This window comes from Lysinibacillus sp. YS11 (assembly GCF_002896375.1).
Taxonomy (GTDB): Bacteria; Bacillota; Bacilli; order Bacillales_A; family Planococcaceae; genus Lysinibacillus; species Lysinibacillus capsici.
In genome coordinates, this window is record NZ_CP026007.1 from 1,873,157 (window position 1) to 1,895,720 (window position 22,564).

Genomic DNA, 22,564 nt, shown 5'->3' on the forward strand with positions numbered 1-22,564 from the left:
AGTGACCAATTAATTTAAATCATCGAAATGGTCACTTGCTTCATTTTATCCTTTTTGGTTAAATGACTATATGTGTTTATTGGCATTTTTATATCAGAGTGACCGAGTTGCTCCTGTATGATCTTAAAATTTACATACCGACTGACCATAAATGAGGCATATGAATGTCGTAAAGCGTGAAAATTCAACTTTGGTAAACCGTACTTTTCAATAATTCTTCTCCAAGCAAGATCTATAGCAGCAGGTTTTGATGGATAACCATCGGATTTTGTAAAGATTAAATTTAAGGGAGTTCCATCATCATCTTTTATCGGATTCCAGGCATCACCCATTTCATTTTTAAGTTCCAAATAACCATCTACAAATAACTTTAGTTCACGCATTAAACTCTTTGGGACGTTAACTAATCGAGACTTTTTGTTTTTTGGAGGTAAAATTTTTAGTTTTCTAACTTCAATGTCAAATTGAAGGGTTTTGTCTACATAGATAGTATTATTTTCAAAATCAAAGGATTCCACACATAATCCTGCTACTTCTGCTAGTCGTAGTCCAACCATTGCTGCCAACTTAATCTGGAGCTTGTGTTTAGGATTTACGTTTTCTAATACTCTAAAAAGATGTTTTAACTGTTCTTCATCGTAAAATTCTAAGTCCTTCTTTTTAGGGTCCAAACGAGGTGATTTAATGTTGTCCATAGGATTATCTTTAATTAATTTCCATTCAATCGCTTTAGAGAAGATGCTTTTTAAAACTGTATATTGTCCTTTTGCTACACTAGGACATCTTTCTCGCCATCTTTTTAGACATTCCACTAAATGTAGAGTTTTAATGTTAGAAAGTTTATAGTCACCTAAATCCTCTATAATACCGTTATTTAAGCTCACTTTGTAAGTATCTCGTGTTTTAAAAGACAATTCAGCTTTAACATACAAATCCATCCATTGATCAATGAAATTTGCAAATTTAATATTTTCAACTTTTTTTAACTTTTCATCTTCTTTATTTGATACTTCGATTTCGAAATCTGTAATAGCTTTCTTTATTGCACGATCAGACATGGATTTCATACGTATGGTTTTAGTATATCTAAGTCGTTCACCTGTATCTTCATCATACCCATGTTCAACAGTAACTTTTATTCGAGGTTCTCCTTTCTTGGTAGGTGATAAAACTGTATAACTTGCCATAATTATTCTCCTTTCTTAAATTCTTATAGTTGCTGTTAAATTTAAATAATAACCACCACCTTTAAGGGAATATACGTTCTGTTTATGGGCAAAAAATTTTTATGTTCCATAACGATTAAAAGATGTTTCAAGCCATTCAAACATTTCTATGACGCCCAAGGGTTCAAAGCAAACTGTGAAATTATCAATAGATACATATAAACCGTATTTACTCTTGTACCACTCAAGAGCTTCATCTAAAAAGTCTTCTGTTACATTAAGAAAATCGGCTAATTCATAACGATTCACTATATATAATTTATGAGCTTGTATTATTTTCGAAAAGGGAACAAGTCTCATGTAAGCCCATCTACGTGCTCTCAACTCTTGTTTACGATTTGCAATACTGGTTAGATCAAGGATATCACCAGCCGTTGTGTAGTGATGTCCTATCTCCTCAGTGAGTACGCAGTATTTTTCGATGATAGAAGGTAATAATTTATTTACCCAAATGATGTTATCAGCATATAAACCTTTGCTTTTCATATCATCTTTTTCATTTACCTCTACATCCAAGTTGTCACATTCAATCAGTAAGTCATCATATAATTGCATGGGCTACTCCCCTAAAGGGTATTACTTTTATTTCTTACTGTTAATACCTATACTGCTATTGAAAAATAAACAGAAAAACATTAGAGTATTGTCTATTTATACAATAGTTTTATTCGTACTATTTATTAATCCTTTTTCTGCAAAAGTTCTGTCAGAATATTTCACTTCTGCGCAAACATATTGGAGAATATTCTGGTTGATTCCATTAGGGACAATTATAATTTTAGCAGGCGTGCTTATCTATACTCAGATCAACAAAAATAAAATACTTAAATATACTAGTGTACTTTTATTTTCGCTTTTATTAATTTTTTCAGGAAGTTTTATATATTCTAAAGAAAATAAATTTATCGCTGAGTGGAATCCTTATAAAATTCCTTTAGAAGTAGTAGAGGTAAGTAACTACTTAAAAAACGAAGAAAAAATAAAAATAGTAGCAAGTGAAGAAGTATCGATGTATATCCGTAGTATAGCTAGTAATGTAGAGTTATTATATACAAGATATGCTTATATGATAGGATTTTTAGGTGAGTCTTCAGAGTTTAATGATCGTGTAGTTTTGTATGAAATAATTAATGGAAATATAATGGACTATACTAATTTTTTTGCTTTAATAGAAAACTATGATATTAATAAAGCGGTCATAGCGAAAGAAAATAAAGATTTAATAGAGTTTCTATCAAAAAATAATACAACTATTGAGTACCAAACAGATAAATATATAATGTACAAATTTAAATAAACCATAAGCCTTCCACAATCATCTGTGAAGGGCTTTTATATTGGGAAAGGAACGGTGATTAAATGGATATCGTAGCCACAGTAACAGCAGCGAGTAACATTGCAAATTCTCAAGTCGTTTGGTCGATTTTATGTATTTGCTTAGTTGTATATGTTTTTTGGAATTCAAACAAACGTGAGGAACGACTAATGAAAAACTTAGAAACATTAACCGAAGCACAAGGCGAACAAGCCAATGCTATGCGTGAGATCAGTAAAAGCTTAACGTCACTTGAGGGTCGTATGGATCGTATGGAAAAACACATCTTTTAGGAGGAAATATAAATGAAAATCAACTGGAAAGTACGTCTACAGCATAAACAATTTTGGGTTTCATTAATCGCATTATTACTAGTGCTCGCTAATCAAACAGCGGGCATTTTTAATGTCGATATTACGATTTACAATGCTCAAATTACAGCCATTTCAGAGACTGTTTTAAGCATTTTAGGTTTGCTTGGTATTATTATCGACCCAACTACAAAAGGTGCTTCAGACAGCCTTCAAGCATTGAATTATGACAAGCCAAAGGATGATGTGAAATGACAAGCATTACTACAACATGTCGTGATATATCAGAACTATTACCTGCTGCACAAACAGCCTGTCGTTTATTGTTTCAGGAGTGTTTTAAAGCAGGGATTAAGAACATCTTTATTACTGAAACATATCGCTCACAGGAACGACAGAAATACTTATATGCACAAGGCAGGACTCGACCAGGGCAGATTGTTACTTGGACATTAGATAGCAATCACAAGTCACGATTAGCATGGGATATTGCTGTTGGTCCTCCACAGTCTTTGTATGATGTAACTACACTAAGTCGAGTAGGAGCTATTGCAAAAAAACTTGGTATTACATGGGGTGGAGATTGGAAAGCGAAAATTGATCGTCCTCATTTCGAAGTTAAACCAACTTGGATTATGCCAAAGGGATACAAAATTGAAGGACAGGTAATTGTTCCAACCAATAGCAAATACCAAGTGCAATTAATTGTGGAAGGCAATGCAACGAAACCAATTGTAAAGGATGATGATAAAATGCAATTTACAAATGAAACACTTAAAGCTGCAGTACGGGATTATCTAAAGCAAGCAGTGGATAAAAAACTTATTGATAAATCCCACCTTGAAAAGTTTGACGCTGGTACATTAACAAATGGCGATTTAAAAGGATTAGAAATTATCATTGCACAACGTAGTGTGTAATCAAATGCCTGTTACCTAAATTGGTAATGGGCTTTTTATATTTGGAGTATCTGAAAGTCAATTTACTGTCAACAGATATTTAAGTACAAATTGTTAATTTATGATTACAAAATGAATAGTTACTACAATGTAATTAATGTCAAATAATATGTTTATAAAACGTTGGAAATGTAACTTTAGTATAGCAAAATTAATCGAGAACCGCCAAAAAATGGCGTTATTGATGGGGGGATGTGGCGGTTATTGTAAATTTAATGTAAATTCAGCGCCAAAAAATGGCGTTCTTCAATAATAGATTTGGGAAGTTTCCAATGATAGGATATTAATAACTCGAGGGAACTTAATTTACTATAGTAGGTTTAAACAAAATTTTGGAGGTAAATTAATTATGAAAAATAACCTATTTAAAGGTTTTATCTTTATGTTAAGCTTTATGTTAGTATTTAGTGTAATGTCACCAGCACTTGCAAATGCTAGTGAAATTCAGGAATTACCAACTAATGATTCTTTAAATCACGAAGAAACTGATTTTGATGAATTAACTAATAATTTCTTACTTGGAATAGGAGATTTTGAAGACCCTCTTTCAGATGAAGAGTCTTTAGCAATATTTAATAATAAAATTCTGGAAAACCAATATTCAAATGATCATCCTTCTGTAGAGCAATTCAATCTTTTTAGACTTGCGTTTTCAGTAGTGAGAAGTGGCGTTAATTACGTAGTTAAAGTAACTAGTAAAGGTAATAAAATAAAGGATGTAAGAAACGGGAAATTAGAAGTAGATGTTAGTAAACATATAAATGCTGGTAATCGGTTCAAAGATTATGGTGATATGGACAAACTTGTAAAATATATTGTAGAAGATATACGTAGATCAGATCAAGATAATGTAGTAAAAGATGGTTGGAACTCAATCAAAACGTATTACGGAAAAGGAGATAAAAAATTAGAAATCCGTTTCTATATAGAGGATGGAAAATTATTAAGTTTCAATGCTTTTCCTGATCATTCAAGTAAAGATGCAGGTAATGTGATTTGGTTAATTCCACAATAATAATCTAAATAAGAGGAGTTATTATGGAAGAAATTAAGATAAATGATTATGTTGTAAAAGTAGATAAAGAGAAAACTTTAGAATTATACAAAACACTTCCGAAGGTTTCTGAAAAAGCTCATTGTGGTTGTGAAGATTGTCAACTTTACGCGAAACAAATTCAGCTCACTAGTCCAGAAATTTTAAATTTCTTTAAACAATTTGGAGTAGATCCTACAAAAGAAGCCGAAGTTTGGAGAGCAATCCCCAATAAGGATGGATATGATACTTATAGTGCAGATTATCATTTTATAGGTTTTATAGAGGGTACGGATGATATAGATTGGATTCATATAGGAGAAGCATCTTTTGGACTTGCCAATCATGATGGAGATTTACCAAGTCCCATGATTCCAAGTACATTCTCAAAACCAATAGTAGAATTAGCTGTAAGGATAACAATGCCTAATTTGGAGATTTAATGTGAAAAAATTTTGTTTATAAATTAAACCATGAAAGCCCAGGCGCTCATTCAAAAGTGAGTACCTGGGCTTTTTTGATTAATATTCTCTTACTTCAAATGAAGCAATTTTATCATGTACGATGTATTCTGTTACCTTTTTATAAGGTGAAATTGTTTTTGAGAATTTGAATGTTGAAGTACCTTTTGCAGTATCGAACCAATTTAAGTAATTGTTTAAAACAGCATTGGTTACATCATATTCTTTTGTCATGCCGTTTACTAAAGTAATACTCAAAATTGCACTTGAAGATTCATTGTTTGGTTTCTTAACAATAACTGTAGCGGTCGCAAATAATTCTGTATTTTCGACCTTAGCGGTAATCATTGCTTCGCCTTCACGAATTGCTGTTACATTACCGTTCTGGTCTACATTGACTATTGATTCATCGCTTGTTGACCAAATTACATTTTTATTCAAAGAGTCTTCAGGTAAGACTGTAGCAATTAATTTATCTTTATTACCTTCTAGTAGTTCAAGTGCATTCTTGTCTAATGTGATAGTTTTAGTTTCTAGACTTCCATTCTTCTTAATAGTTATAATGCAGTTTGCAGTTAAATTTGTATTTGCTAATTGTGCCGTGACAGTTATTGTCCCTTCCTTTATAGCAGTTACATGACCGTCTTGACTTACAGTTGCAATACTATTATCACTACTTGTCCAAATAATATTTGCGCTGTTTGGAGTGGCTGTTGCAGTTAACTTAGCGGAATCTCCCTCAAACAATTCTAGATTACTTTTATCTAATGTAATAGATTCAGTACTTGGTACATCATTTTCAGATAGCAAAAATCCATCAACATCTATTGCATCTATTTCAAATGGTTCGTACATATTTAAGTTTTTTATAACTACCTTATGAATACCTTGAGATAAACTGTTTTTTTCATAAGTTAATCTTTGTGTTTGATTTATATTTAGATTTGATATGTTTTGTGAAAAAATATCAGCTGAATGTCCATCAATGCTTACATCAATAGTGTCACTTCTTTTAGAGAAAATAGCGCCAATAATCCTAAATTTAGTTCCGCTGAAATAGAAAGTTGCTGTACTGCTCTTAGTAAAAAAAGATGAAATACCGTTATAATACGCGTTAACTAAAACATCATAATGATCTGAAGGATTAGCTATTAATATTTTAGGGTTATTTCCATCGTATCGCTTCCAACCGATTTCTGGTTTAACAATTTGACTACCTATTACTGCACTATTTTCAGGAGTATTATTTAAATTAGTTACTCCTTCTTCATAATCTATTACTTCTGCTGCTGATGCACTTTCAACATTAAAGCTAACTAGTACTAGCAGCATTAACGCTAAATAAATCAAACTTTTCTTAAAAAATTTACCACTTATGTATCCTCCTTTAAATTAACAAGGATATTATAAATATCCTATAAAAACAACTTTAACCAATATGGTACTTATTTACCATGATAAGTTTCTTACATATTTAATAAAAAAAGCCACTCGATTGTGTGACCTATTTTTTATTCGTTAAATGCTGGATGCATATAATAGTTAAAGGCTATATCAGGTATTTTTTGATAGTTGAAATTTTCATAATTAATTTTATCTAATGTTTCTCGATTAACAAATATACGCATAACTTCTAGTGATTCAGTATTACCATAAGTATCAACCATAGGGAACTTCCATATGATTGCGATTTGCTTAATTTCTTCAATAGAATGTACAGCCTCTAAAGCATCTGCTGTGTCTATCCACATGCTTTCTTTAGTGGATTTAGTTGAAAGACTTTCGTCAGCATTCATTGTAACTTTTAAAAGATTAGCATCTCCTTCAATAGATACTATTCGCTTTTCTTTCATATTAGTTTTAGCTTTTATCGCATCAACAATTGCGTTTTCAGTTTTTTCAGCCAAACTTTGTTCTTTAACTTCTTTTTCTTCATTATCCTTCGGCTCTGTAGTTACAGGTACTTCTTCTTTTTTTGCCTCTTTATCATTATCATCTTCCCCACCAAAACAAGCACCAATCAAACCACCAAGAATAACGAAAAGTATTAGTAAGGTTAAACAACCTTTTAGGCAACCTCCTTTTTTAGGAGTTTCAGTGTTTTCCTTTTTCACTACAGTTTTTTCTTTTTCTTCAGACATATTGAAATCTCTCCTCTCATTTCCATTTTAGGTAATTCGGTATAATTTGTATATAAAAAAACAGACAACATTACTTAGTCATCTGTTTTCGTAAATTGTATTATTTCTGAAATATCCTCAATGTTTAGGGCATCGGCTATTTTTTCTAGTGCATTCTTATTTATACGAATTGTTTTGTCATTAACTAATTCACTTATGGTGCGAGGATTTAAACCTGTAATCTCCACAAGTTTCTTTTGATCCCAACCTCGTTTTTTCAATAGTTCTCCAAGATTAGATTTTAATTCAGCGCCCATTATTCACCAACTCTCATGTTATTATGTTATTTTTATTATAAACCATAATTTACTTAAAAGAAATTAAATGTTGACATTTTACTTAAACGAAATTATGATTTACTTAATCGAAATTATTTAAGCACTAATTTATATTTTTTATATTTTTTATACTTCGATTTCTTTTAAGTAAATTCTGAGTGAGGTGAAACACAAATGGCATTCGAATACCTAGCACAATACATAACATTCGATTCAGTAGCAGATATGGATAAGAGTGTGGAGGACCACATGGCGGTTCATTATTACGACTTAACAGAATCAGAACGAGCAATCGTATTCAAACTTGCCTCACACAGCTTAGAACACGCAGGAGTATGCCATTTAAAAGCAAGTACTATTGCTGCATCATTGGAAATCAGTACAAAAACTGTTTATCGATCAATGAAGAAATTAGCAGAGTTAGGCATCATCGAAAAAGTACCAAGCACTAAATTAAATGGCATTAAAGGGGCTAGTATCTATCGCATTTTACCTTATGTCCCATCGAGCGTGTCCCAACGAGAGACAGTCGATGAAGTCAGTGATGACGCGGTTTGCCATCCACAATCTGAAAACCAAGCATCTAAATCTTTTAATCTTTTTAGTTCTAAACAAGCAAATAATATTATGAGTCTTGGCAATGAATTAGCTTTGCAAGCTGAAAAGAAAAAGGAGTACATGAACGAGTACCAAGTGATGCTATACGATTTCATGCACTCGATGCCTTTACAAGATGAATTGAAAGATCAACTTCACAAATGTATCTTGGCTACAAAAATGAACGATATACGTGATTTTGTGAATGCTAAGGACGTTTTAGCTAACATTATCCGTGATATTGCGAACGGTACATTAACTATCACTAGTACATTAAGAGCCGTATTTGTAGGGTCGTATAACAAGGCTATAGAGCGTTCTAATAAGAAGGTGAATAATTCATCATCTATAGAAGAAAAGGCAGATAGAGAGCGTCCAGTGCCTTTCTACAATTGGTTAACAGAACGAGATAGCCATCCACAATCAAATACAGTACCAACAATCGATAACTGGTTGTTGTGGTAAAAGGAGATGGAGAAATGACTCATTTTGAATACATGCAACAACAAGGTCAATTAACAATCTTTGATTTACTGGATCAATATGAGGAGATGCAGTTCGAGAAGCCATCCACAAATGTTAATAAGCTTGTTGATAATGATAAAAAGATGTATATAGAGCCTCGTAGGAGAGTGTATATTGTTCAGTGATTTTTATGTCCATTTGTATACCCGATGTTGCGTAATAGTGAGTGCTTGTAATACATTATGAACACTGGATTAGGTTATGTATTAATTCAAATGTCTCCATTATTTTTATAGATACTTTAACGATTAGAGATGCTATATAATTTTAACAGTCAAATTAATGAAAAATATAGTGTATGAAACGTAACATAAATACCTTATTTTAGAAATGAAAGTGTATAATTTGATTATCTAATAATTCTTGTGAGGTGTTTTACTATGGATAAAAACGATTTTAAACTCAATTCAGATGTAATAAAAAATATTAGTGAATTAGCAAAGGAAATAGTACGAAATACGAATGGTGTAAAAATAACAGAAAATGATACTATCTCAACTTCAGAATACATGGGCAGTCTTGGTGAAACACTTAGTAATGTAAATAAAGAAATTCTAGAGAGTGATTCCTCAGAGGAAAAGTCTCGTTTACACAAACAAAGAGAAGATATTTTAAATAGAATGAAAGAGGAAAAAGAGAATCAACGTACTTATCAAACTAATAGAGAGGAAAAAGAAAGAAAACACATCAAAGCTATTTTTGGTTTTGTTTGTGCAATATCATTGGGTGCTGGCAGTGTGGTTTTAAAAACTTTATTAGAAGATAAAAAATTATAAAATAAGACCACTCCGTGATGGGTGGTCTTAATTTCTTATACATAAAAACAAGCGACTTCGAGTGACTAAAAAGTGACCAAAAGGTGACCCCAAATGACTTTTAGTAACAGTTGGTGATTAATAATGAAAACACAATGATTGAAAATCGTTAATAAATACAGCTTTTGATTTACACTGAAACTTTATGAAAGTTATAGTTAACTATCAGGCTGATATTTTTTCCAACGAGCCCGTGGACATCGAGGACTTTGAACAAACACAAGAAAAATGGCATTGTCGTGGCTGTAATTTTAGGGAGTTATGTGCATCAAGGTGAAAAAGAAGCGAGTGCTAATATAGCCTCTCGCTTCTTTTTAAGTGATTTTCGTAAAGTGAGCTTGTGTGCTTTTTTAATAAAGTAAAGAAAAATTAATTGCACAAGCAAAACGATCAGAAACATGAGGCCCAGAATAACGAATGAAACCATTTTTACTTCAGGTGTTTGCACAATTCCTGCACCATCAACATTTCTTGCCCCAATAAATACGGCGATGCCAGAAAAGATCAATAACCATACAATATTTACAGCCCACCAAATTATTTTCATACCCACTATGGCACCCTCTTTCTTCATGTAATTCCCTCGCGTTTCTTAATTATAGCAATTTACCTTAAATTTGGAAATGTCCTATAGACGGTCCTACATCTCAGCCTACAGACGGATTGACTATTTTAAAAATAGAAGTTTTTCATAGGCTTCATTCCTTGTTTAGGGTATATATGGTAAATTTGGTATGTGCATATTATGTATTACCTAAGAAAGGAGGCAGCATATGATGAACAATAAAAAGACGTTTATAGGATCAATCGTTATGTTGGGTATTTGTATGTGTCTGTTTTTTCCGTATCCTTACAATGAAGCAAGTATGGCACATACTACATTCATGTCAATTCCTATCGAAACACAAGATGGATACGTGTTACTTGGCATCTTTGGCTCGATTTTATTTATAATTGCTATGATTTTACTACTTAGGAGCATCAACAAATATCATTTTCGAACATTTGTTATTGTAGTATTAATTTATTCATTTTTACCTCATTTGCTTATCGTGGCGTATCAAGAAACCTTTGCTAGTGGCATTATGGCCATTTCATACAAAGGGGATGGAGAATGTCGTTTTGATATGGTGAGAAAAGACTTAATGAATGGGGAATGTACCATTGTCTTACATAATCGAAGCAATGAAGCTGTGTCCTTTGATTTACAATTTATCGATACGAATTTTTTTAAAGGCGATAAGCGGATGAATTCACTGATGAATATAGCAGGGCCATATCATGTGACCATCGAGGCCAATCGTGAAAAAGCTATTCATCTAAAGGAATTACTCAATTTAACAAATGTTCCTAATCATATAGAGGGAGGTGGCTCCTCCAAGGTGCATGTTCAATTAATAGACGGTGACAAGGAAAGAACTTTATAAATAGTCCATGCGTGGAAAATATTTTGCGTCTTATACATAGTTTCAACATTGTATTTGCTTTTGTGGTAAACTTGTATTAAATTATAGTAAGCTATGAATTGATCTTGAGAGAGGAGGCAAAAAGTCATGGAAACTATTTTCAGAAGAACGGCGATTGAGGTAAAGACATTTTTACAATTAGATGATTTAGGCTCAAAGGGACCAGTCTGTGGTTTTTTAAGAAAACAGCATAGTGAAAGTAGTAACCGGAAGCTTTTTGCTTTTGTCAGTCATGTGTGAAAAATGACTTTTTAACCATACAAAGTAATTGGTAGACGCCGGTTTTATGGCGTCTTTTTTGTTGTGATAAAACTGAGAGAGGGTGAGTGAATTGCTAAAAAAACTAAGACAATTAAGGAATGTTGCAGTGTTCCAAGCGCTTCTAATTTAGAAAAATAATTAGAAGCGAGGAATTTACTATGAAAAAACAACCAATTTTTACTTCATCATTTCTTTTTCTATTCATAAGTAATTTTTTTATTTTTATAGGATTTGAAATGCTATTGCCTATTTTACCAGCCTATTTATTAAGCATAAACGCCAATCCGATGCAAGTAGGCTTGGTGACGACGGTATTTACACTAGGTGCCATTACGATAAGACCTTTTGTAGGGTACTATTTAATGGATCATAATCGGAAAAAACTAGCAATTGTGGCAAGTATAGCATTACTCATAATTACAATGCTGTATCCATTGCTTAACACGATTTGGATTTTCCTATTACTCCGACTTTTCCATGGAACAGCGTGGGGTGTATCCACGACAGCCAATAGTACAATGGCTGTAGATAGTATCCCTAAAGCTCGATTAGGAGAGGGAATGGGCTATTTCTCGGTATCCACAACCGTGGGAGCGATTGTTGCACCAAGTCTCGGTATCCTTATTTACAGTACCTTTTCTTTTCACACGCTGATTTGGTCGTCAGCCTTCCTAAGCCTATTTGCGATCATAATGCTTTCCTTTGTGCATGCAACAACACCTATTCAAAATGACAAGCAGCCATTTCGGTTTATGGAAGCGATATTTGAAAAAGAAGTAAGGTTTCAAGCAGTATTGACTGTTGTGACGACGCTTGGTTTTGGCGCTATTATTACATTCTTAGTCCTTTTTGGTGAACAAAAGGGATTAAAGCATATTTTTCTATTCTTTCTTATCAATGCAATTGTTTCCACTTTAATACGTCCTTTTACAGGGAAATGGTTTGATAAGCATGGACCATGGTCGATCATTATTGTGTCAGCGATTTTCGGTTTTCTATCTTTAATCGTGTTATCCTATACTACAAATAATTTCACATTGATTATCGCTGCGATTTTATTTGGTGCAGGCTATGGCACCGTTATGCCGTGCCTACAAACCTGGGCTGTTCAAAAAGTAAGTGAAGCCAAAAGTGGTGCAGCCAATGCCACTTTTCTTTCCAGTTTTGATGTTGGAGTAGGTATGAGCGCATTTATCTTAGGAATTTTAGCTGAATGGATAAGTATAGAAATGATTTTCCGACTTGTTAGCCTTAGCTTTCTTCTTGTCGCTCTGTTAGTCTATCGGGATTACATTCTTAATAAGAAAACAAACCATTAATATAGGAAGAAGGACCAGTCTCAAGTGTCTGGTCCTTTTTTCTTTGACTTATATAACGCAAGGGTAAACTATTTCTCCCAAAGCTCAATCAGTCGACCTTCTGGATCTTTAATCCAAATAAACTTTCCAAATTCGTTACACTCTAGAGGTTTTGCGAGTGGGACATCAAGATGTTCAAGATGCTTTATCATCTCGTTTACATCATGAACTTGGAAATTTAACATCACTTGCTGTTCTGCTGGAAAATAATTGTCCTGTTCAGTGAAAAAAGAAAGGATCGTTTCATTGCCTTCTTGGGGTTTAATGATTGTCCCATTCCAATCGTTTATTTCTAGCATCAAGGTTTCGCTATACCACTTTTTTACAGAATCTAGATTCTTTGTTCGCCAAAGTATACCTCCAAAGCCTTTTATCATCGTCTCGATCTCCTGTCTGTTTAACGTTTCCTCATCTTTTCCATTACTATAGCATGACAAGGTGGCCATAAGAAAGAGACCATGCCATTTTGGATGATCTCTACCTATTATTCGGTAATCGTTTCTGCAAATGTTTTACGGCCAGGGCTTACTTTATTAATATGAATATCGATTTTACTGATGGAATCTTTGCTTAAAGGAATTTTGCCATCCTTCTCTAATCTCTTCCAAGCCTTTACATTACTACGATAGAGATATTCGGACAGACGAAAGACATCCGCATCCATTTTTAGTCCTTCCTCAAAGGTAGTTAGGATTTCTTCCTTGACGGCTTTTTCTACTTTTTTTCTTACCTGATTGGGTGTCAGCTTTCCTTTAAAACCATTTAAAATCGTATCGAATTTTAAATTTACCTCAAACTTTACATCATTACCTTTCACAATTGGCTTGACTTTAACATCTAGCTTTTTAATATCGACGGTTAAGTAATCACTTTTTTCATTATTTTCTAATTCGACGGTGATTTCTCCTTGCTTTGTTTCATCATTCATCCACTCTATTCCACGTGCAGATTTGCCTTTAATATAGCCTTTAAAACTATCCTTTGAAAGAATACCAACGCCAGCAAAAAAGGTTTCTGTTTTGGGGCCATCCATTGTCTCCCAGTTTTCGTTGACGGTTACATAAGGAATTTTCATTTCGTGGTTGGGCTCATTTAAGCCAATGACGAGCTGTCTTAAATTAACAGGCTCTACAAATGACTCCTGCTTCGCTGTATTTTTAGGATTACTTAATTTGGTGGCAGTTGGTGATTTCTCTAACAATGGAGAAACTAATAAAACATCCTCGATAGGATCTTGGGTACAGTAAACCCAAATATGATATCTTGTCTCTCGAAAGCGTAGAAAAGTATCAATAACCGCAATCGCATGTTCAGCTTTCATGGCACTCTCTGAGAAGAGAAGAAAGGTCATATGTCCCCAAAATACTTCTTGGTCCATTGAACGATACAATTTGTAAATGGCTTCTTCTATTGTCTTACCCTTCGCTTGACCAATTTCGGTAGGCGCTGCATTAGGGTTAGCTGATTCTGTTTTCGCTACGTTAGCAAAGTTGATAATTTGTAAGTATGCTGTATATTCATTATCCTTGTAGTCAACCCCCACACCTTGTACGTAATACATGCGTTGCGGCTCTGTTACATCCCAACAGCCTGATAGCAGTAGTGTAGTCGTCAGCATTAAAATAACAATCGCAATTTGTTTTTGGCTCATATATCTCCCTACTTTTTGAAGTTCGTGTATATTAGTTTGTACAAGAACGCAAGGTATTATAAGTAGAGACCATTTGTATGTATGAAAGTGCTGCTCTCGTCAAAATGACGTAGAGACAGCACTAATGATTTTAGTGGAAATATTTTTGGACGCGTTCAACGACCTCGTTTGCCGATAGTCCATTCGCATCAATCACAGGACCTTCCATAACTGGATCACTAATTCCCATGACATCGCGATCCTGACCTGTAATAATACAAGCATCACATTTTTTCGCATCCTCTTCATTGCGAAGCTGGATGACTTCAAAGCCTTGTGCTTTTAAAGCATCTTCGATATTCGTTAATGATTGTTCCACACCAATAATTCTAGACATTTCTTGTCCACCTCCTACAAATAATGTGCCATTTCAGGTTGCTCATTATTCATACTATTTTTTAGTGGGGAGAGATAATTTCTAGAGATCCGTGCGTAATAGGGGTTGTGTACTACATCTAAAAGAACCGCCAAAGCTTCGAGAAATCGTAAAGTCAACATATTCTACGGTGATACCTCTCTTCGCTAGTTGCTCGCCAATCCATGTAAATTCTTTGTCTGTAATATAGACTTCTTCATTAATAGGTAAGCCGTTAGTAGCAAGTTTTGCGGCATCCTCTAGGGAAACGTGAATTTTATCCCAATCTTTTAGCTGTTTGGGAATACCATCAATGAGTGCTTCCTCGCAGACAATCATTAGACCCTCTCTAACGAGGCTAAGCGCACAGTCGAGATGAAGAATGGTTGGATGAAGCGGCACTTCGACCACCGTATAATCAAAGTTACTCGCTAAATTACGCAGCCACTGCACACCATTTTTATTGGAGGCTAGTCCTGAATTCCCGACAAAAATCGTTTTATCTAACACTAACACATCACCGCCCTCTAAGAACGGGCCAACTTCAGAATCTAAACCATCTGCCATATCAGGCTTTGGAATGGAGACATAGAAGCATTGATTTTCATTTGCTTCCTGTGCTAAAAGATTACGTACGGGCAAAACTTCGTTGCGTCTATGTGGGAATCGAAGGGAGCCCTCGATTAAAAAATGGCCGATAGTGAAAAAGGGATCGCGAACGAAGAAATTGCTATAGCCATCTTCTTTTCCTACTTCTTTTTCATAGTCTGTTAAACGTCTTGGTACTTGTACTTCTACCCCGTATTTTTCTAATACTTTTTTTAAATTTGCTCGTTCCAATTCCCATTGCTGCTGTCTTTCTGGAAAGACATCTTTAAAATTTTTACCGAGTGTATCTACGCTTGCATAAAGTGCTAGTGTTTCTTCTGTTAAAAATTCATCATCTGTTGGAGCCTCCTTAGCTGGAAAAGCAAATTCCGATTGCGCCATGACAACTCGTTTTAAAGGAGCAAACTCACTTTTTACAAAAATATTCGTCATCTTACTGCCTCCTGTTGTATGATTTAGAAAAAGTAGTGAAAATTTTTCCTGTAATGTTCCTTATCGTAAGATATATAGTTACTATATAGTCAAGGATGGGCTGTAAGGTGGTGAAATGATGGGCATTGCAGAAGTGTTGACCATTGTCTTTGTCGTATTAAAGCTAACAAATGTCATTACATGGTCGTGGTGGCTGGTATTATTACCAGCGATTCTTTCATTTAGTCTGTATGCCATTATTGGGCTGGTGAAGCTTGGGATGGTATTGATTGCTGTGGTAGCAGTGAAAAGGCGGGAAAAGAAAGCAGAATTATGAAAAAGGTGAGGATAGTCCAATTAGGTCCACCCTCACCATTTTATTATTTGCTTAATTCATAAGTTTTCACAGCTGGAGGAACAAAGCTTTCACATTTATCTAATAGTGCTGCTGCGTCCTCATCAACAATAAGTGCATCACGATATTGTGCTTTTAAAAATTGTTCATTTTGCATATGGTCAAAGAAAGATATTAATAAATCAAAATAGTTTTCCATATTGAAAATAGCACAAGGTTTTTGAAGCAGCCCGATTTGATTCCACGTAAATACTTCAAAAAATTCCTCTAATGTTCCAGGTCCACCAGGAAGGGCAATAAAGCCATCTGCTAATTCCATCATTTTACTTTTACGTTCATGCATTGTCTTTACAACAATCAGCTCTGTCAGCTGTTGATGCGCAATTTCACGTTCTTCTAATAATGTCGGAATCACCCCAATGACCTTGCCGCCTTCTTCTAGCACTGTATTCGCTACTGTTGCCATGATGCCTACAGAAGCACCACCATAAATAAGAGTAATTTGTCTTTTGGCTAATTCTTTTCCTAGTAAAATCGCTCCTTGACGATAAGCATCGGAAGCGCCTAGACTGGATCCGCAAAATAAGGCAATACTTTTCATAGCTGATTTCCTCCATATCTGATCGAATTCTTTTATAGTATAATTTATTTTGAAGAGGAAGGAAATGGAGGAAACTGAATTGGAACTAAATGAATTTCAACGCTGGGTAAAGGATTACTATGAAGCACGTGGCTGGTCAGAGCTTAATATTTTTACACGTATTGGCTTCTTGGCAGAAGAAACAGGTGAGGTAGCCAGGGCGATTCGAGCAATCGAGATTGGTAGAGATCGACCAGATGAAAAAACACCATCCTTTGAAGAAAATAAGCAGGAGCTAATTGAAGAGCTAGGGGATGTCTTAGGAAATCTTATAGTGATTGCCAATCAGTACGATATTCCATTAGAAGAAATATTTGCAGCTCATCAAGACAAGCTGATAAAGCGTTACCAGGAATAGGAGGATCGAGATGGAATATCAAGTAGAGGTTTTACGGGGACAGCATGAGGATTTTACAAATTTTTTAAGCGAAAAAATTCGTGCCTTTAATAATGAGCAATCTCCTTATCATCGCGAAAGTAGAAAGAAGGGTACGATTCTTCCTTTACAGTTAATCGTCACAGATCAACAGCAGCAATGGATAGGTGGTATAACAGCTGAAGTCTACTGGGGATGGATAGAAATACATAAATTTTGGTTTAGTGAAGAATATCGTGGAAAGGGAATTGGCACAAAGCTCTTAGCACAGGCAGAGTTAGTAGCCAAGGACATGGGGGCAACAAAAGCTCTACTGACAACCTACGAGTTTCAAGCGCGTACCTTTTATGAGGCACATGGCTATCAAGTAGTGGGAGAAATTAAAGATTATCCACCAGGCAGTAGCTACTATACGATGGTGAAAGTGCTTCCTTAAGAATAGACTGTCTAAGGAGATAGACAGCCTGTTTTAATTGACATCGCCCAAATAGATTGTTGTCTGTTGTCCTCGTATAAATTTCTGTAATGGTTGGGTAAGCGCTTTGGGGTAAAGTCTATATGTATGAAGCTTTTCAATCGGTATCCATTGTGTCCCAATTTGAAGACTATCAGGATTCGTTGGTTGACAAGTTTGCGCATTTACCTGACAGAGGAAATAATATTCTACCTGATGTACATCAGCGTCAAAGGCGGCATGCTCATGATTTTGTCCGATGTATTCACGGATAAATAACAGCTCTCCAATGTGAACGGAGGAGCCAATTTCCTCCAGGCATTCCCTTTGCAACGTCTTGTGAAAGGTCTCTCCATGCTCCTGTCCACCACCTGGACAAAGGTAAAAGTAGCCCTCTATATCTTGATTTTTTGTTAGCAATAGTTTCCCATCCACGATGATGATGGCTTTGACAGAATTTCTAATCATGGACTTCTCCTTTTAATTGTTATTTTTCGTGATCATGACTAAAACGCTTCATGAATGTCTACCTTAGTAAAAAGGGGAGATGAAGCGTGTATTCAATGTCCAATTTTAAATTACTTGTCGAAAAACAGACCGAAATTGATACCATTTATCAGAAATGTAATGATTTAATTCAATCAACTGTTACACCAAAGCTAGATGCAGAGGTCGAGCAGTTTTTAATGCTAGTTGAACAGCATTTGACACAGCAAGGCTTTACAATTACGAATACATCAACAGGGTTAATCGCCAATTATCAAGAGGCTGTCATTAATGTAGATAAACATTCAAAGCATTTGGAAGAATGCTTTTTTATCAATTTAAATAGTTATGCTGAGGATCAAGTCTCTATTGTACTCGATATCTCACCAACGATGCTACCGAAAATTTCAAACCAGCTCGATGGCTACACAGATATTATAGAGCAAATGACGGATAAGCTAAAGCAAGCAAAAAGTCTAGAGAAAGCCTGTACGAATCCCAAATTTCTTTATAAAACGCAAAGCAACAAAGTTTTTCATACCCCACAGGAAGTGTTGGATTATTATTTTCAAGGATAGGAGAAGCAGCTAGAAAAAACTAGTAGGTGTATAAAAAGTGGAAAATTGATGTTGAGGACTGACCTCAACAGTATAGACAAATAAAAAAATACACCTTCGATTGAATATGGGGTTAAAAACTAAATTTCAATTAGGAGGTGATTTTTCTAAGAGTAAAAGGTTTTAAATGAATTAATTGATCCCATTTGCGAAATATATATATAAAGGATGATGATTCAATTACAAATCACCATCCTTTTTAGCGTATTAAATCTGTAAATAAATCATTCCTTAATCCGTTTCAAAGGGCTTTTCTTTATACTTGGAAACATCATAACGCCCAATTACTTGATAATTAGACGTTTCATCGTCAGCCTTGAATTTATTGAAATCAGCTACATCCAGAGCATCTGTCATCATCTTCAATAAATATTGTGGTTCCGGAGCTTCTTCTACTGCTGCAAGAACTAGTGCATTTCGTAAATATCCTGCATACTGTGAGAGCAATTGAGCATTGAAGTCTAGCCTATTTGCTTCAGCAAAAAGCTTCATGAAAATCGATACCGTTCGTGTATTTCCTTCTCGGAAAGGATGAACACGCCAAAGTTTTGTCATAAATGAAGAAAAGTCCTCAACAAGGAGAGGATTAGAATACTTCCATTGCTTAGATTTAGACCAACTGAAAATAGTTTTTAAATCAGATACAATGTGATCTTTATCACTATAAGCAACAGATAATCCACTTAAAACATGTTCGCTTTTATAAATATTGACTGTGCGGAATTCTCCTGCCCATAAATATAGCTCATGAAAAAGGAAGTGATGAATCTTTTGGAGACTTTTATATTTTTGGAAGTCAATCTCATGCGTGATAGAAGAAATATCTATAATCCCAGCGATTAACAGTTGTGCTTCAACGTCAATCAATTGTTGTTCATCTCGAATATTTAATTTGTTGATTAAGACATTTGTATTAGGATAAATATATGGATCCATAAACTACTGTGAAGCCCTTGTATATTTTTCAACAATCGCTTGTTTCAATTGGCTGGATGATACTTGACCATTTTCATATTGGTTTAAGAGGTTCTGTGTAAATGCGCTCGGTTTTCCACCGTCAATGGCAGCCATACCAACTGCGAATTGCACTTGCTTTTTACGTTCTAAGGATGAATTTTCTTTCATAAATAACACCCCTCACTTTAATGGTATATCTATTATATCAGTTTTATGCATCAGGAGATAGTTAGATCACTGCACGATGCCTACTGACATAGTTCAATCTTTGTCATTAAGTATTTACACTTTGAGTGAGAAAATTCAATAGGTGCCAGTGGGAAAAATTTAGAGCTAGGCTATCCTATAATCAAAGTGGGTGAAATTTTACGAAGAGTAAAATTTCACCCACTTTTTCTATTCGGAGAAGAGGTTTTGTTCTAGTCTTTCATCTATCTAAAAGCGATAGCGATTGGAAGCCCGCTTTCTTCCATTATCGAATAAACTTTCTCCCGCAAAGCCACATTATCAAGGATAGACCTAAGAAATAAAGTGGCATTGTCAGTAAAGAACCGTTATGCAGTAAGCTCATACCAGATGTGATGGCACTGACGAGTAAGTAATAGCCGAGACTAAAGATAGCGCCTGCTGTGCCAATCACATCCTGAAAATCTACTAACGCTAAACTTAAGCAATTAGGAAGTGCGATGCCCGAGCCTAGCAGTGTGATAAAAATAGTAATCAGCATACCAATGGCCATCATGCTCGCGTGCAATGGCAGGGTACAAACGATGGTCAAAAGCAAAGTGCCACCAAGCATTACCAAACAGCCAACATGGATGATTTTTTGTGGCGAATGGCTGATGACGAGTCGCTTTGAAATCATAGCCCCAATTATGGAAGCAAGGGCAACGATAATGCCAAGAAATCCGTACAGGCCAGGTGACAGCTGGAAATGCTCGATGAATATAAAGGGTGCTTCGGCATAGTAGCTAAATAGAACACCATTAATGCCTCCTATTAGTAGCCCATAGACAAGCACGATGGGTGAAGCAAAAATGCGTTTGACGACAGGCCAAATCGCTGTTCTTTGTCTTGTTGCAGGATTGGTTGTTTCTGGAAGTCTGCAATAAGCATAGATAAACAACAGGATACTCATGATGACAAGGACAAAAAACACGGCTCGAAAGCCCAGTGCTTGATCCACCCAACCACCAATTAACGGCCCTATAGCTGGGGTAAAGGCAATGACGGCTGAAATTTGAGCAAACATAGCATGGCGTTGACTTCCCGTCACACTTTCACGCAAAATGGTTTGCGTAATAATGGAGCCAGTTGCAGCGCCGAATGCTTGTAGCAATCGACTTGCTAATAGAAAAGGGATTGTCTCTGCGTAAAAGCAGAGTAGGCTACCTATTCCATAAAAAATTAAACCACCTAGCATGGCAGGTCTACGGCCAATAAAATCAGAAATCCATCCCCAGCAGAAAACGCCGAACGCAAAGCCAATAAAATAGATACTTAATGTTAATTGGACAGAGCTATTGGCTACATCAAGTGCAGCGGCAATATCCGGAAGTGATGGTGTGTATATTGTTTCACTAATTTGTGGAAAAGCCACAAGAACAATCATTAATAATAAAGATGGTACTGCCTGTTTTTTCAACATATTGCCCTCCTACAAGCAAAATTCTACTTTGTTAGTTTCAAGTAGATTGCGTAGCTAGGGAAACGGCGGGACCATTATAAGAATACGTTCATAGGATGTCATGTTGAAATCACCTTTATATGCTTGAAGTAGGAGTGCATAGTCTAGCAACTATTATAGGCTATTTTACAATAATTATATAGTAATAATTGCTAAAGCTAAGAGATATTGCTTGTATATGGAAGGGGGATTTTGTAAAATGAAACATATGTTCTTTTGAGAGGGTGTATCTAATTGAATTTTGAGCTAACTTTATTTACTTCTAGTGATATTCAGGGATTAATCGAGCTATCAGCTTCCGTTGGATGGGATTACGATGCCTACGAAATTGAAACGATTATGGCAGCAGGTAGAATAGTTGGACATAAAAATATGGAAGGAAAAATTGTTTCCAGTGCAGCCATTATTCCCTACGACACAAATGTAGCTTCCATTGGCATGGTGATTGTGCATGAGCAATGCAGAGGTTTTGGCTTAGGTAGAATCGTTACACAAGCCTGTATCGATAGTGTTTCAGCGGAAACAGCGATTATGCTCGTAGCTACAAAAGAAGGACAACCTTTATATCAAAAAATGGGCTTCACAACTGTTGAGCATGTACATAAATATTTGGCAGACAAATATGTTGAGACGACCAGCGAAGCCGATTTTTTAGGTACCATCAAAGAATTTCAAGAACAGGATTTTGAACAGCTGGCCCAACTTGACGCAGCAGCCTTTGGGGATAGTAGAAGAATCTTTTTGCGTAAAAGAATACAGCAGTCACAGCGCTGTGTTGTTGTCAAAAATCAAGACAACCAAATGATTGGCTATGGCTTAACAATCGCGGGGCCAATTTATCTACTTTTAGGACCAATCGTCGCGCCAAGTAAAGAAATAGCGCATCATATTATCAATGAATTGGCTAAGGGCTATCAGGGGAAATTACGTATCGACTGCCCATCTGTTCAAAAGGAGCTTGCTCCAATCTTACAACAAAGTGGCTTTACGATGGCTGCAACACCACCTGTCATGATCCGTAATGCCAAAAAAATACCTACAAGAAATCAAACATTATATGCTCTAGCAGCACAAGCCTTCGGGTAATCAAACGTGCAAGCCTACTTTGGGGTTTGCACGTTTGTATTGTCAAAAAAGGATTT

General features: G+C 35.3%; 32 protein-coding genes. 17 read left to right on the forward strand and 15 right to left on the reverse strand.

Translation table 11 applies throughout. The annotated features are described in order from the left end of the window. Nucleotides 1–14: 14 nt before the first annotated feature. Together LBYS11_RS08970 and LBYS11_RS08975 are read right to left on the reverse strand one after the other, a co-directional pair. A complete protein-coding gene (locus tag LBYS11_RS08970; protein ID WP_103117902.1) occupies nt 15–1,187 on the reverse strand; it encodes a tyrosine-type recombinase/integrase in 1,173 nt (390 codons plus the stop codon). Between the two features lie 99 nt (nt 1,188–1,286). Then, nucleotides 1,287–1,781: an ImmA/IrrE family metallo-endopeptidase gene (locus LBYS11_RS08975; RefSeq protein WP_054548482.1), complete on the reverse strand. Its 495-nt coding sequence runs from the start codon at nt 1,779–1,781 to the stop codon at nt 1,287–1,289. Between the two features lie 196 nt (nt 1,782–1,977). On the opposite strand from LBYS11_RS08975, the gene LBYS11_RS08980 reads away from it, so the two are divergent. The 6 genes from LBYS11_RS08980 (at nt 1,978) to LBYS11_RS09005 (ending at nt 5,287) form a co-directional block, all read left to right on the forward strand. Continuing rightward, nucleotides 1,978–2,523 (forward strand): hypothetical protein, encoded by a 546-nt coding sequence (locus LBYS11_RS08980; RefSeq protein ID WP_054548481.1) that lies wholly within the window; start codon nt 1,978–1,980, stop codon nt 2,521–2,523. Between the two features lie 62 nt (nt 2,524–2,585). Beyond that, nucleotides 2,586–2,834, forward strand: a complete 249-nt coding sequence (locus tag LBYS11_RS08985) for a hypothetical protein (protein WP_054548480.1) — start codon at nt 2,586–2,588, stop codon at nt 2,832–2,834. 12 nt (nt 2,835–2,846) lie between these two features. Further along, nucleotides 2,847–3,107 carry a phage holin gene (locus LBYS11_RS08990; RefSeq protein WP_054548479.1) on the forward strand — a complete coding sequence of 87 codons (261 nt, stop codon included), beginning with the start codon at nt 2,847–2,849 and terminating at the stop codon, nt 3,105–3,107. Next, nucleotides 3,104–3,772 (forward strand): M15 family metallopeptidase, encoded by a 669-nt coding sequence (locus tag LBYS11_RS08995; protein WP_054548478.1) that lies wholly within the window; start codon nt 3,104–3,106, stop codon nt 3,770–3,772. Before LBYS11_RS08990 ends, LBYS11_RS08995 begins: the two co-directional genes overlap by 4 nt. 388 nt (nt 3,773–4,160) lie before the next feature. Further along, nucleotides 4,161–4,826: a hypothetical protein gene (locus LBYS11_RS23540; RefSeq protein ID WP_233732606.1), complete on the forward strand. Its 666-nt coding sequence runs from the start codon at nt 4,161–4,163 to the stop codon at nt 4,824–4,826. A gap of 23 nt (nt 4,827–4,849) precedes the next feature. Next, a complete protein-coding gene (locus LBYS11_RS09005) occupies nt 4,850–5,287 on the forward strand; it encodes a hypothetical protein (protein ID WP_103117903.1) in 438 nt (145 codons plus the stop codon). A gap of 78 nt (nt 5,288–5,365) precedes the next feature. On the opposite strand, the gene LBYS11_RS09010 is transcribed toward LBYS11_RS09005, so the two are convergent. The 3 genes from LBYS11_RS09010 to LBYS11_RS09020 all read right to left on the reverse strand — a co-directional run bounded on the left by LBYS11_RS09010 (nt 5,366) and on the right by LBYS11_RS09020 (nt 7,742). After that, entirely contained in the window at nt 5,366–6,637 is a 1,272-nt protein-coding gene (locus LBYS11_RS09010) for an Ig-like domain-containing protein (protein ID WP_233732608.1), read from the reverse strand. 179 nt (nt 6,638–6,816) lie between these two features. Next, nucleotides 6,817–7,446, reverse strand: coding sequence for a hypothetical protein (locus LBYS11_RS09015; RefSeq protein WP_054548473.1), 630 nt, complete (start codon nt 7,444–7,446; stop codon nt 6,817–6,819). A gap of 74 nt (nt 7,447–7,520) precedes the next feature. Continuing rightward, a complete protein-coding gene (locus LBYS11_RS09020; protein WP_054548472.1) occupies nt 7,521–7,742 on the reverse strand; it encodes a helix-turn-helix domain-containing protein in 222 nt (73 codons plus the stop codon). Nucleotides 7,743–7,937: 195 nt separating this feature from the next. On the opposite strand from LBYS11_RS09020, the gene LBYS11_RS09025 reads away from it, so the two are divergent. The 3 genes from LBYS11_RS09025 to LBYS11_RS09030 all read left to right on the forward strand — a co-directional run bounded on the left by LBYS11_RS09025 (nt 7,938) and on the right by LBYS11_RS09030 (nt 9,661). After that, entirely contained in the window at nt 7,938–8,825 is an 888-nt protein-coding gene (locus tag LBYS11_RS09025; protein ID WP_054548471.1) for a helix-turn-helix domain-containing protein, read from the forward strand. Between the two features lie 14 nt (nt 8,826–8,839). Then, nucleotides 8,840–9,010 (forward strand): hypothetical protein, encoded by a 171-nt coding sequence (locus LBYS11_RS23040; protein ID WP_155483362.1) that lies wholly within the window; start codon nt 8,840–8,842, stop codon nt 9,008–9,010. Between the two features lie 255 nt (nt 9,011–9,265). Beyond that, nucleotides 9,266–9,661 carry a hypothetical protein gene (locus LBYS11_RS09030; RefSeq protein ID WP_054548470.1) on the forward strand — a complete coding sequence of 132 codons (396 nt, stop codon included), beginning with the start codon at nt 9,266–9,268 and terminating at the stop codon, nt 9,659–9,661. Nucleotides 9,662–9,968: 307 nt separating this feature from the next. On the opposite strand, the gene LBYS11_RS09035 is transcribed toward LBYS11_RS09030, so the two are convergent. Next, a complete protein-coding gene (locus LBYS11_RS09035) occupies nt 9,969–10,274 on the reverse strand; it encodes a DUF3923 family protein (protein WP_233732611.1) in 306 nt (101 codons plus the stop codon). Between the two features lie 199 nt (nt 10,275–10,473). Between LBYS11_RS09035 and LBYS11_RS09040 the strand changes: the two genes are divergently transcribed. The 3 genes from LBYS11_RS09040 (at nt 10,474) to LBYS11_RS09045 (ending at nt 12,746) form a co-directional block, all read left to right on the forward strand. Continuing rightward, entirely contained in the window at nt 10,474–11,127 is a 654-nt protein-coding gene (locus LBYS11_RS09040) for a hypothetical protein (protein ID WP_054548800.1), read from the forward strand. Nucleotides 11,128–11,253: 126 nt separating this feature from the next. Beyond that, nucleotides 11,254–11,406, forward strand: a complete 153-nt coding sequence (locus tag LBYS11_RS23210; protein WP_167444836.1) for a hypothetical protein — start codon at nt 11,254–11,256, stop codon at nt 11,404–11,406. 179 nt (nt 11,407–11,585) lie between these two features. After that, complete coding sequence (locus tag LBYS11_RS09045; RefSeq protein ID WP_103117905.1) at nt 11,586–12,746, forward strand: MFS transporter; 1,161 nt, start codon at nt 11,586–11,588, stop codon at nt 12,744–12,746. Between the two features lie 68 nt (nt 12,747–12,814). Here LBYS11_RS09045 and LBYS11_RS09050 read toward each other — a convergent pair whose 3' ends face one another. From LBYS11_RS09050 to LBYS11_RS09065, 4 genes are all read right to left on the reverse strand, one after another. After that, the gene (locus tag LBYS11_RS09050; protein WP_054548798.1) at nt 12,815–13,162 is read right to left on the reverse strand and encodes a VOC family protein; all 348 of its coding nucleotides are present in this window, start codon (nt 13,160–13,162) and stop codon (nt 12,815–12,817) included. A 107-nt stretch (nt 13,163–13,269) separates the two neighbouring features. Continuing rightward, complete coding sequence (locus LBYS11_RS09055; protein ID WP_054548797.1) at nt 13,270–14,436, reverse strand: Ger(x)C family spore germination protein; 1,167 nt, start codon at nt 14,434–14,436, stop codon at nt 13,270–13,272. Between the two features lie 130 nt (nt 14,437–14,566). Next, on the reverse strand, nt 14,567–14,812 hold the full coding sequence (locus LBYS11_RS09060; RefSeq protein WP_004228871.1) for a YkuS family protein: 246 nt from the start codon (nt 14,810–14,812) through the stop codon (nt 14,567–14,569). Between the two features lie 81 nt (nt 14,813–14,893). Further along, entirely contained in the window at nt 14,894–15,871 is a 978-nt protein-coding gene (locus tag LBYS11_RS09065; RefSeq protein ID WP_054548796.1) for a dimethylarginine dimethylaminohydrolase family protein, read from the reverse strand. Between the two features lie 118 nt (nt 15,872–15,989). On the opposite strand from LBYS11_RS09065, the gene LBYS11_RS09070 reads away from it, so the two are divergent. After that, nucleotides 15,990–16,187, forward strand: a complete 198-nt coding sequence (locus tag LBYS11_RS09070) for a transmembrane Fragile-X-F protein (RefSeq protein ID WP_054548795.1) — start codon at nt 15,990–15,992, stop codon at nt 16,185–16,187. A gap of 43 nt (nt 16,188–16,230) precedes the next feature. On the opposite strand, the gene LBYS11_RS09075 is transcribed toward LBYS11_RS09070, so the two are convergent. Beyond that, entirely contained in the window at nt 16,231–16,806 is a 576-nt protein-coding gene (locus tag LBYS11_RS09075) for an LOG family protein (RefSeq protein WP_103117906.1), read from the reverse strand. 79 nt (nt 16,807–16,885) lie between these two features. Between LBYS11_RS09075 and LBYS11_RS09080 the strand changes: the two genes are divergently transcribed. Both LBYS11_RS09080 and LBYS11_RS09085 read left to right on the forward strand, forming a co-directional pair. Continuing rightward, on the forward strand, nt 16,886–17,203 hold the full coding sequence (locus LBYS11_RS09080; RefSeq protein WP_054548807.1) for a MazG nucleotide pyrophosphohydrolase domain-containing protein: 318 nt from the start codon (nt 16,886–16,888) through the stop codon (nt 17,201–17,203). Between the two features lie 10 nt (nt 17,204–17,213). Further along, a complete protein-coding gene (locus LBYS11_RS09085; protein WP_103117907.1) occupies nt 17,214–17,657 on the forward strand; it encodes a GNAT family N-acetyltransferase in 444 nt (147 codons plus the stop codon). A gap of 33 nt (nt 17,658–17,690) precedes the next feature. On the opposite strand, the gene LBYS11_RS09090 is transcribed toward LBYS11_RS09085, so the two are convergent. Next, nucleotides 17,691–18,143: an NUDIX domain-containing protein gene (locus LBYS11_RS09090; RefSeq protein WP_103117908.1), complete on the reverse strand. Its 453-nt coding sequence runs from the start codon at nt 18,141–18,143 to the stop codon at nt 17,691–17,693. A 95-nt stretch (nt 18,144–18,238) separates the two neighbouring features. On the opposite strand from LBYS11_RS09090, the gene LBYS11_RS09095 reads away from it, so the two are divergent. Further along, on the forward strand, nt 18,239–18,739 hold the full coding sequence (locus tag LBYS11_RS09095; RefSeq protein WP_227744841.1) for a hypothetical protein: 501 nt from the start codon (nt 18,239–18,241) through the stop codon (nt 18,737–18,739). Nucleotides 18,740–19,009: 270 nt separating this feature from the next. On the opposite strand, the gene LBYS11_RS09100 is transcribed toward LBYS11_RS09095, so the two are convergent. The 3 genes from LBYS11_RS09100 to LBYS11_RS09110 form a co-directional block, all read right to left on the reverse strand. Further along, complete coding sequence (locus tag LBYS11_RS09100; protein WP_048390571.1) at nt 19,010–19,714, reverse strand: Fic/DOC family protein; 705 nt, start codon at nt 19,712–19,714, stop codon at nt 19,010–19,012. Nucleotides 19,715–19,717: 3 nt separating this feature from the next. Further along, complete coding sequence (locus LBYS11_RS09105; RefSeq protein ID WP_048390572.1) at nt 19,718–19,903, reverse strand: antitoxin VbhA family protein; 186 nt, start codon at nt 19,901–19,903, stop codon at nt 19,718–19,720. Between the two features lie 304 nt (nt 19,904–20,207). Beyond that, complete coding sequence (locus LBYS11_RS09110) at nt 20,208–21,380, reverse strand: multidrug effflux MFS transporter (RefSeq protein ID WP_181574682.1); 1,173 nt, start codon at nt 21,378–21,380, stop codon at nt 20,208–20,210. Between the two features lie 276 nt (nt 21,381–21,656). On the opposite strand from LBYS11_RS09110, the gene LBYS11_RS09115 reads away from it, so the two are divergent. Further along, nucleotides 21,657–22,508 (forward strand): GNAT family N-acetyltransferase, encoded by an 852-nt coding sequence (locus LBYS11_RS09115; protein WP_103117910.1) that lies wholly within the window; start codon nt 21,657–21,659, stop codon nt 22,506–22,508. Nucleotides 22,509–22,564: the final 56 nt, after the last annotated feature.

Coding starts and splice junctions, on each gene's coding strand:
- LBYS11_RS08995 (WP_054548478.1), top strand. CDS start 3,104: ATGACAAGCATTACTACAACATGTCGTGATATATCAGAACTATTACCT.
- LBYS11_RS08975 (WP_054548482.1), bottom strand. CDS start 1,781: ATGCAATTATATGATGACTTACTGATTGAATGTGACAACTTGGATGTA.
- LBYS11_RS08985 (WP_054548480.1), top strand. CDS start 2,586: ATGGATATCGTAGCCACAGTAACAGCAGCGAGTAACATTGCAAATTCT.
- LBYS11_RS09090 (WP_103117908.1), bottom strand. CDS start 18,143: ATGATTAGAAATTCTGTCAAAGCCATCATCATCGTGGATGGGAAACTA.
- LBYS11_RS09045 (WP_103117905.1), top strand. CDS start 11,586: ATGAAAAAACAACCAATTTTTACTTCATCATTTCTTTTTCTATTCATA.
- LBYS11_RS09100 (WP_048390571.1), bottom strand. CDS start 19,714: ATGGATCCATATATTTATCCTAATACAAATGTCTTAATCAACAAATTA.
- LBYS11_RS09020 (WP_054548472.1), bottom strand. CDS start 7,742: ATGGGCGCTGAATTAAAATCTAATCTTGGAGAACTATTGAAAAAACGA.
- LBYS11_RS09055 (WP_054548797.1), bottom strand. CDS start 14,436: ATGAGCCAAAAACAAATTGCGATTGTTATTTTAATGCTGACGACTACA.
- LBYS11_RS09005 (WP_103117903.1), top strand. CDS start 4,850: ATGGAAGAAATTAAGATAAATGATTATGTTGTAAAAGTAGATAAAGAG.
- LBYS11_RS09040 (WP_054548800.1), top strand. CDS start 10,474: ATGATGAACAATAAAAAGACGTTTATAGGATCAATCGTTATGTTGGGT.
- LBYS11_RS23210 (WP_167444836.1), top strand. CDS start 11,254: ATGGAAACTATTTTCAGAAGAACGGCGATTGAGGTAAAGACATTTTTA.
- LBYS11_RS09085 (WP_103117907.1), top strand. CDS start 17,214: ATGGAATATCAAGTAGAGGTTTTACGGGGACAGCATGAGGATTTTACA.
- LBYS11_RS09075 (WP_103117906.1), bottom strand. CDS start 16,806: ATGAAAAGTATTGCCTTATTTTGCGGATCCAGTCTAGGCGCTTCCGAT.
- LBYS11_RS09065 (WP_054548796.1), bottom strand. CDS start 15,871: ATGACGAATATTTTTGTAAAAAGTGAGTTTGCTCCTTTAAAACGAGTT.
- LBYS11_RS09050 (WP_054548798.1), bottom strand. CDS start 13,162: ATGATAAAAGGCTTTGGAGGTATACTTTGGCGAACAAAGAATCTAGAT.
- LBYS11_RS09035 (WP_233732611.1), bottom strand. CDS start 10,274: ATGAAGAAAGAGGGTGCCATAGTGGGTATGAAAATAATTTGGTGGGCT.
- LBYS11_RS09010 (WP_233732608.1), bottom strand. CDS start 6,637: ATGCTGCTAGTACTAGTTAGCTTTAATGTTGAAAGTGCATCAGCAGCA.
- LBYS11_RS09030 (WP_054548470.1), top strand. CDS start 9,266: ATGGATAAAAACGATTTTAAACTCAATTCAGATGTAATAAAAAATATT.
- LBYS11_RS09070 (WP_054548795.1), top strand. CDS start 15,990: ATGGGCATTGCAGAAGTGTTGACCATTGTCTTTGTCGTATTAAAGCTA.
- LBYS11_RS09015 (WP_054548473.1), bottom strand. CDS start 7,446: ATGTCTGAAGAAAAAGAAAAAACTGTAGTGAAAAAGGAAAACACTGAA.
- LBYS11_RS09060 (WP_004228871.1), bottom strand. CDS start 14,812: ATGTCTAGAATTATTGGTGTGGAACAATCATTAACGAATATCGAAGAT.
- LBYS11_RS09105 (WP_048390572.1), bottom strand. CDS start 19,903: ATGAAAGAAAATTCATCCTTAGAACGTAAAAAGCAAGTGCAATTCGCA.
- LBYS11_RS09095 (WP_227744841.1), top strand. CDS start 18,239: ATGTCCAATTTTAAATTACTTGTCGAAAAACAGACCGAAATTGATACC.
- LBYS11_RS23040 (WP_155483362.1), top strand. CDS start 8,840: ATGACTCATTTTGAATACATGCAACAACAAGGTCAATTAACAATCTTT.
- LBYS11_RS08990 (WP_054548479.1), top strand. CDS start 2,847: ATGAAAATCAACTGGAAAGTACGTCTACAGCATAAACAATTTTGGGTT.
- LBYS11_RS23540 (WP_233732606.1), top strand. CDS start 4,161: ATGAAAAATAACCTATTTAAAGGTTTTATCTTTATGTTAAGCTTTATG.
- LBYS11_RS08970 (WP_103117902.1), bottom strand. CDS start 1,187: ATGGCAAGTTATACAGTTTTATCACCTACCAAGAAAGGAGAACCTCGA.
- LBYS11_RS09025 (WP_054548471.1), top strand. CDS start 7,938: ATGGCATTCGAATACCTAGCACAATACATAACATTCGATTCAGTAGCA.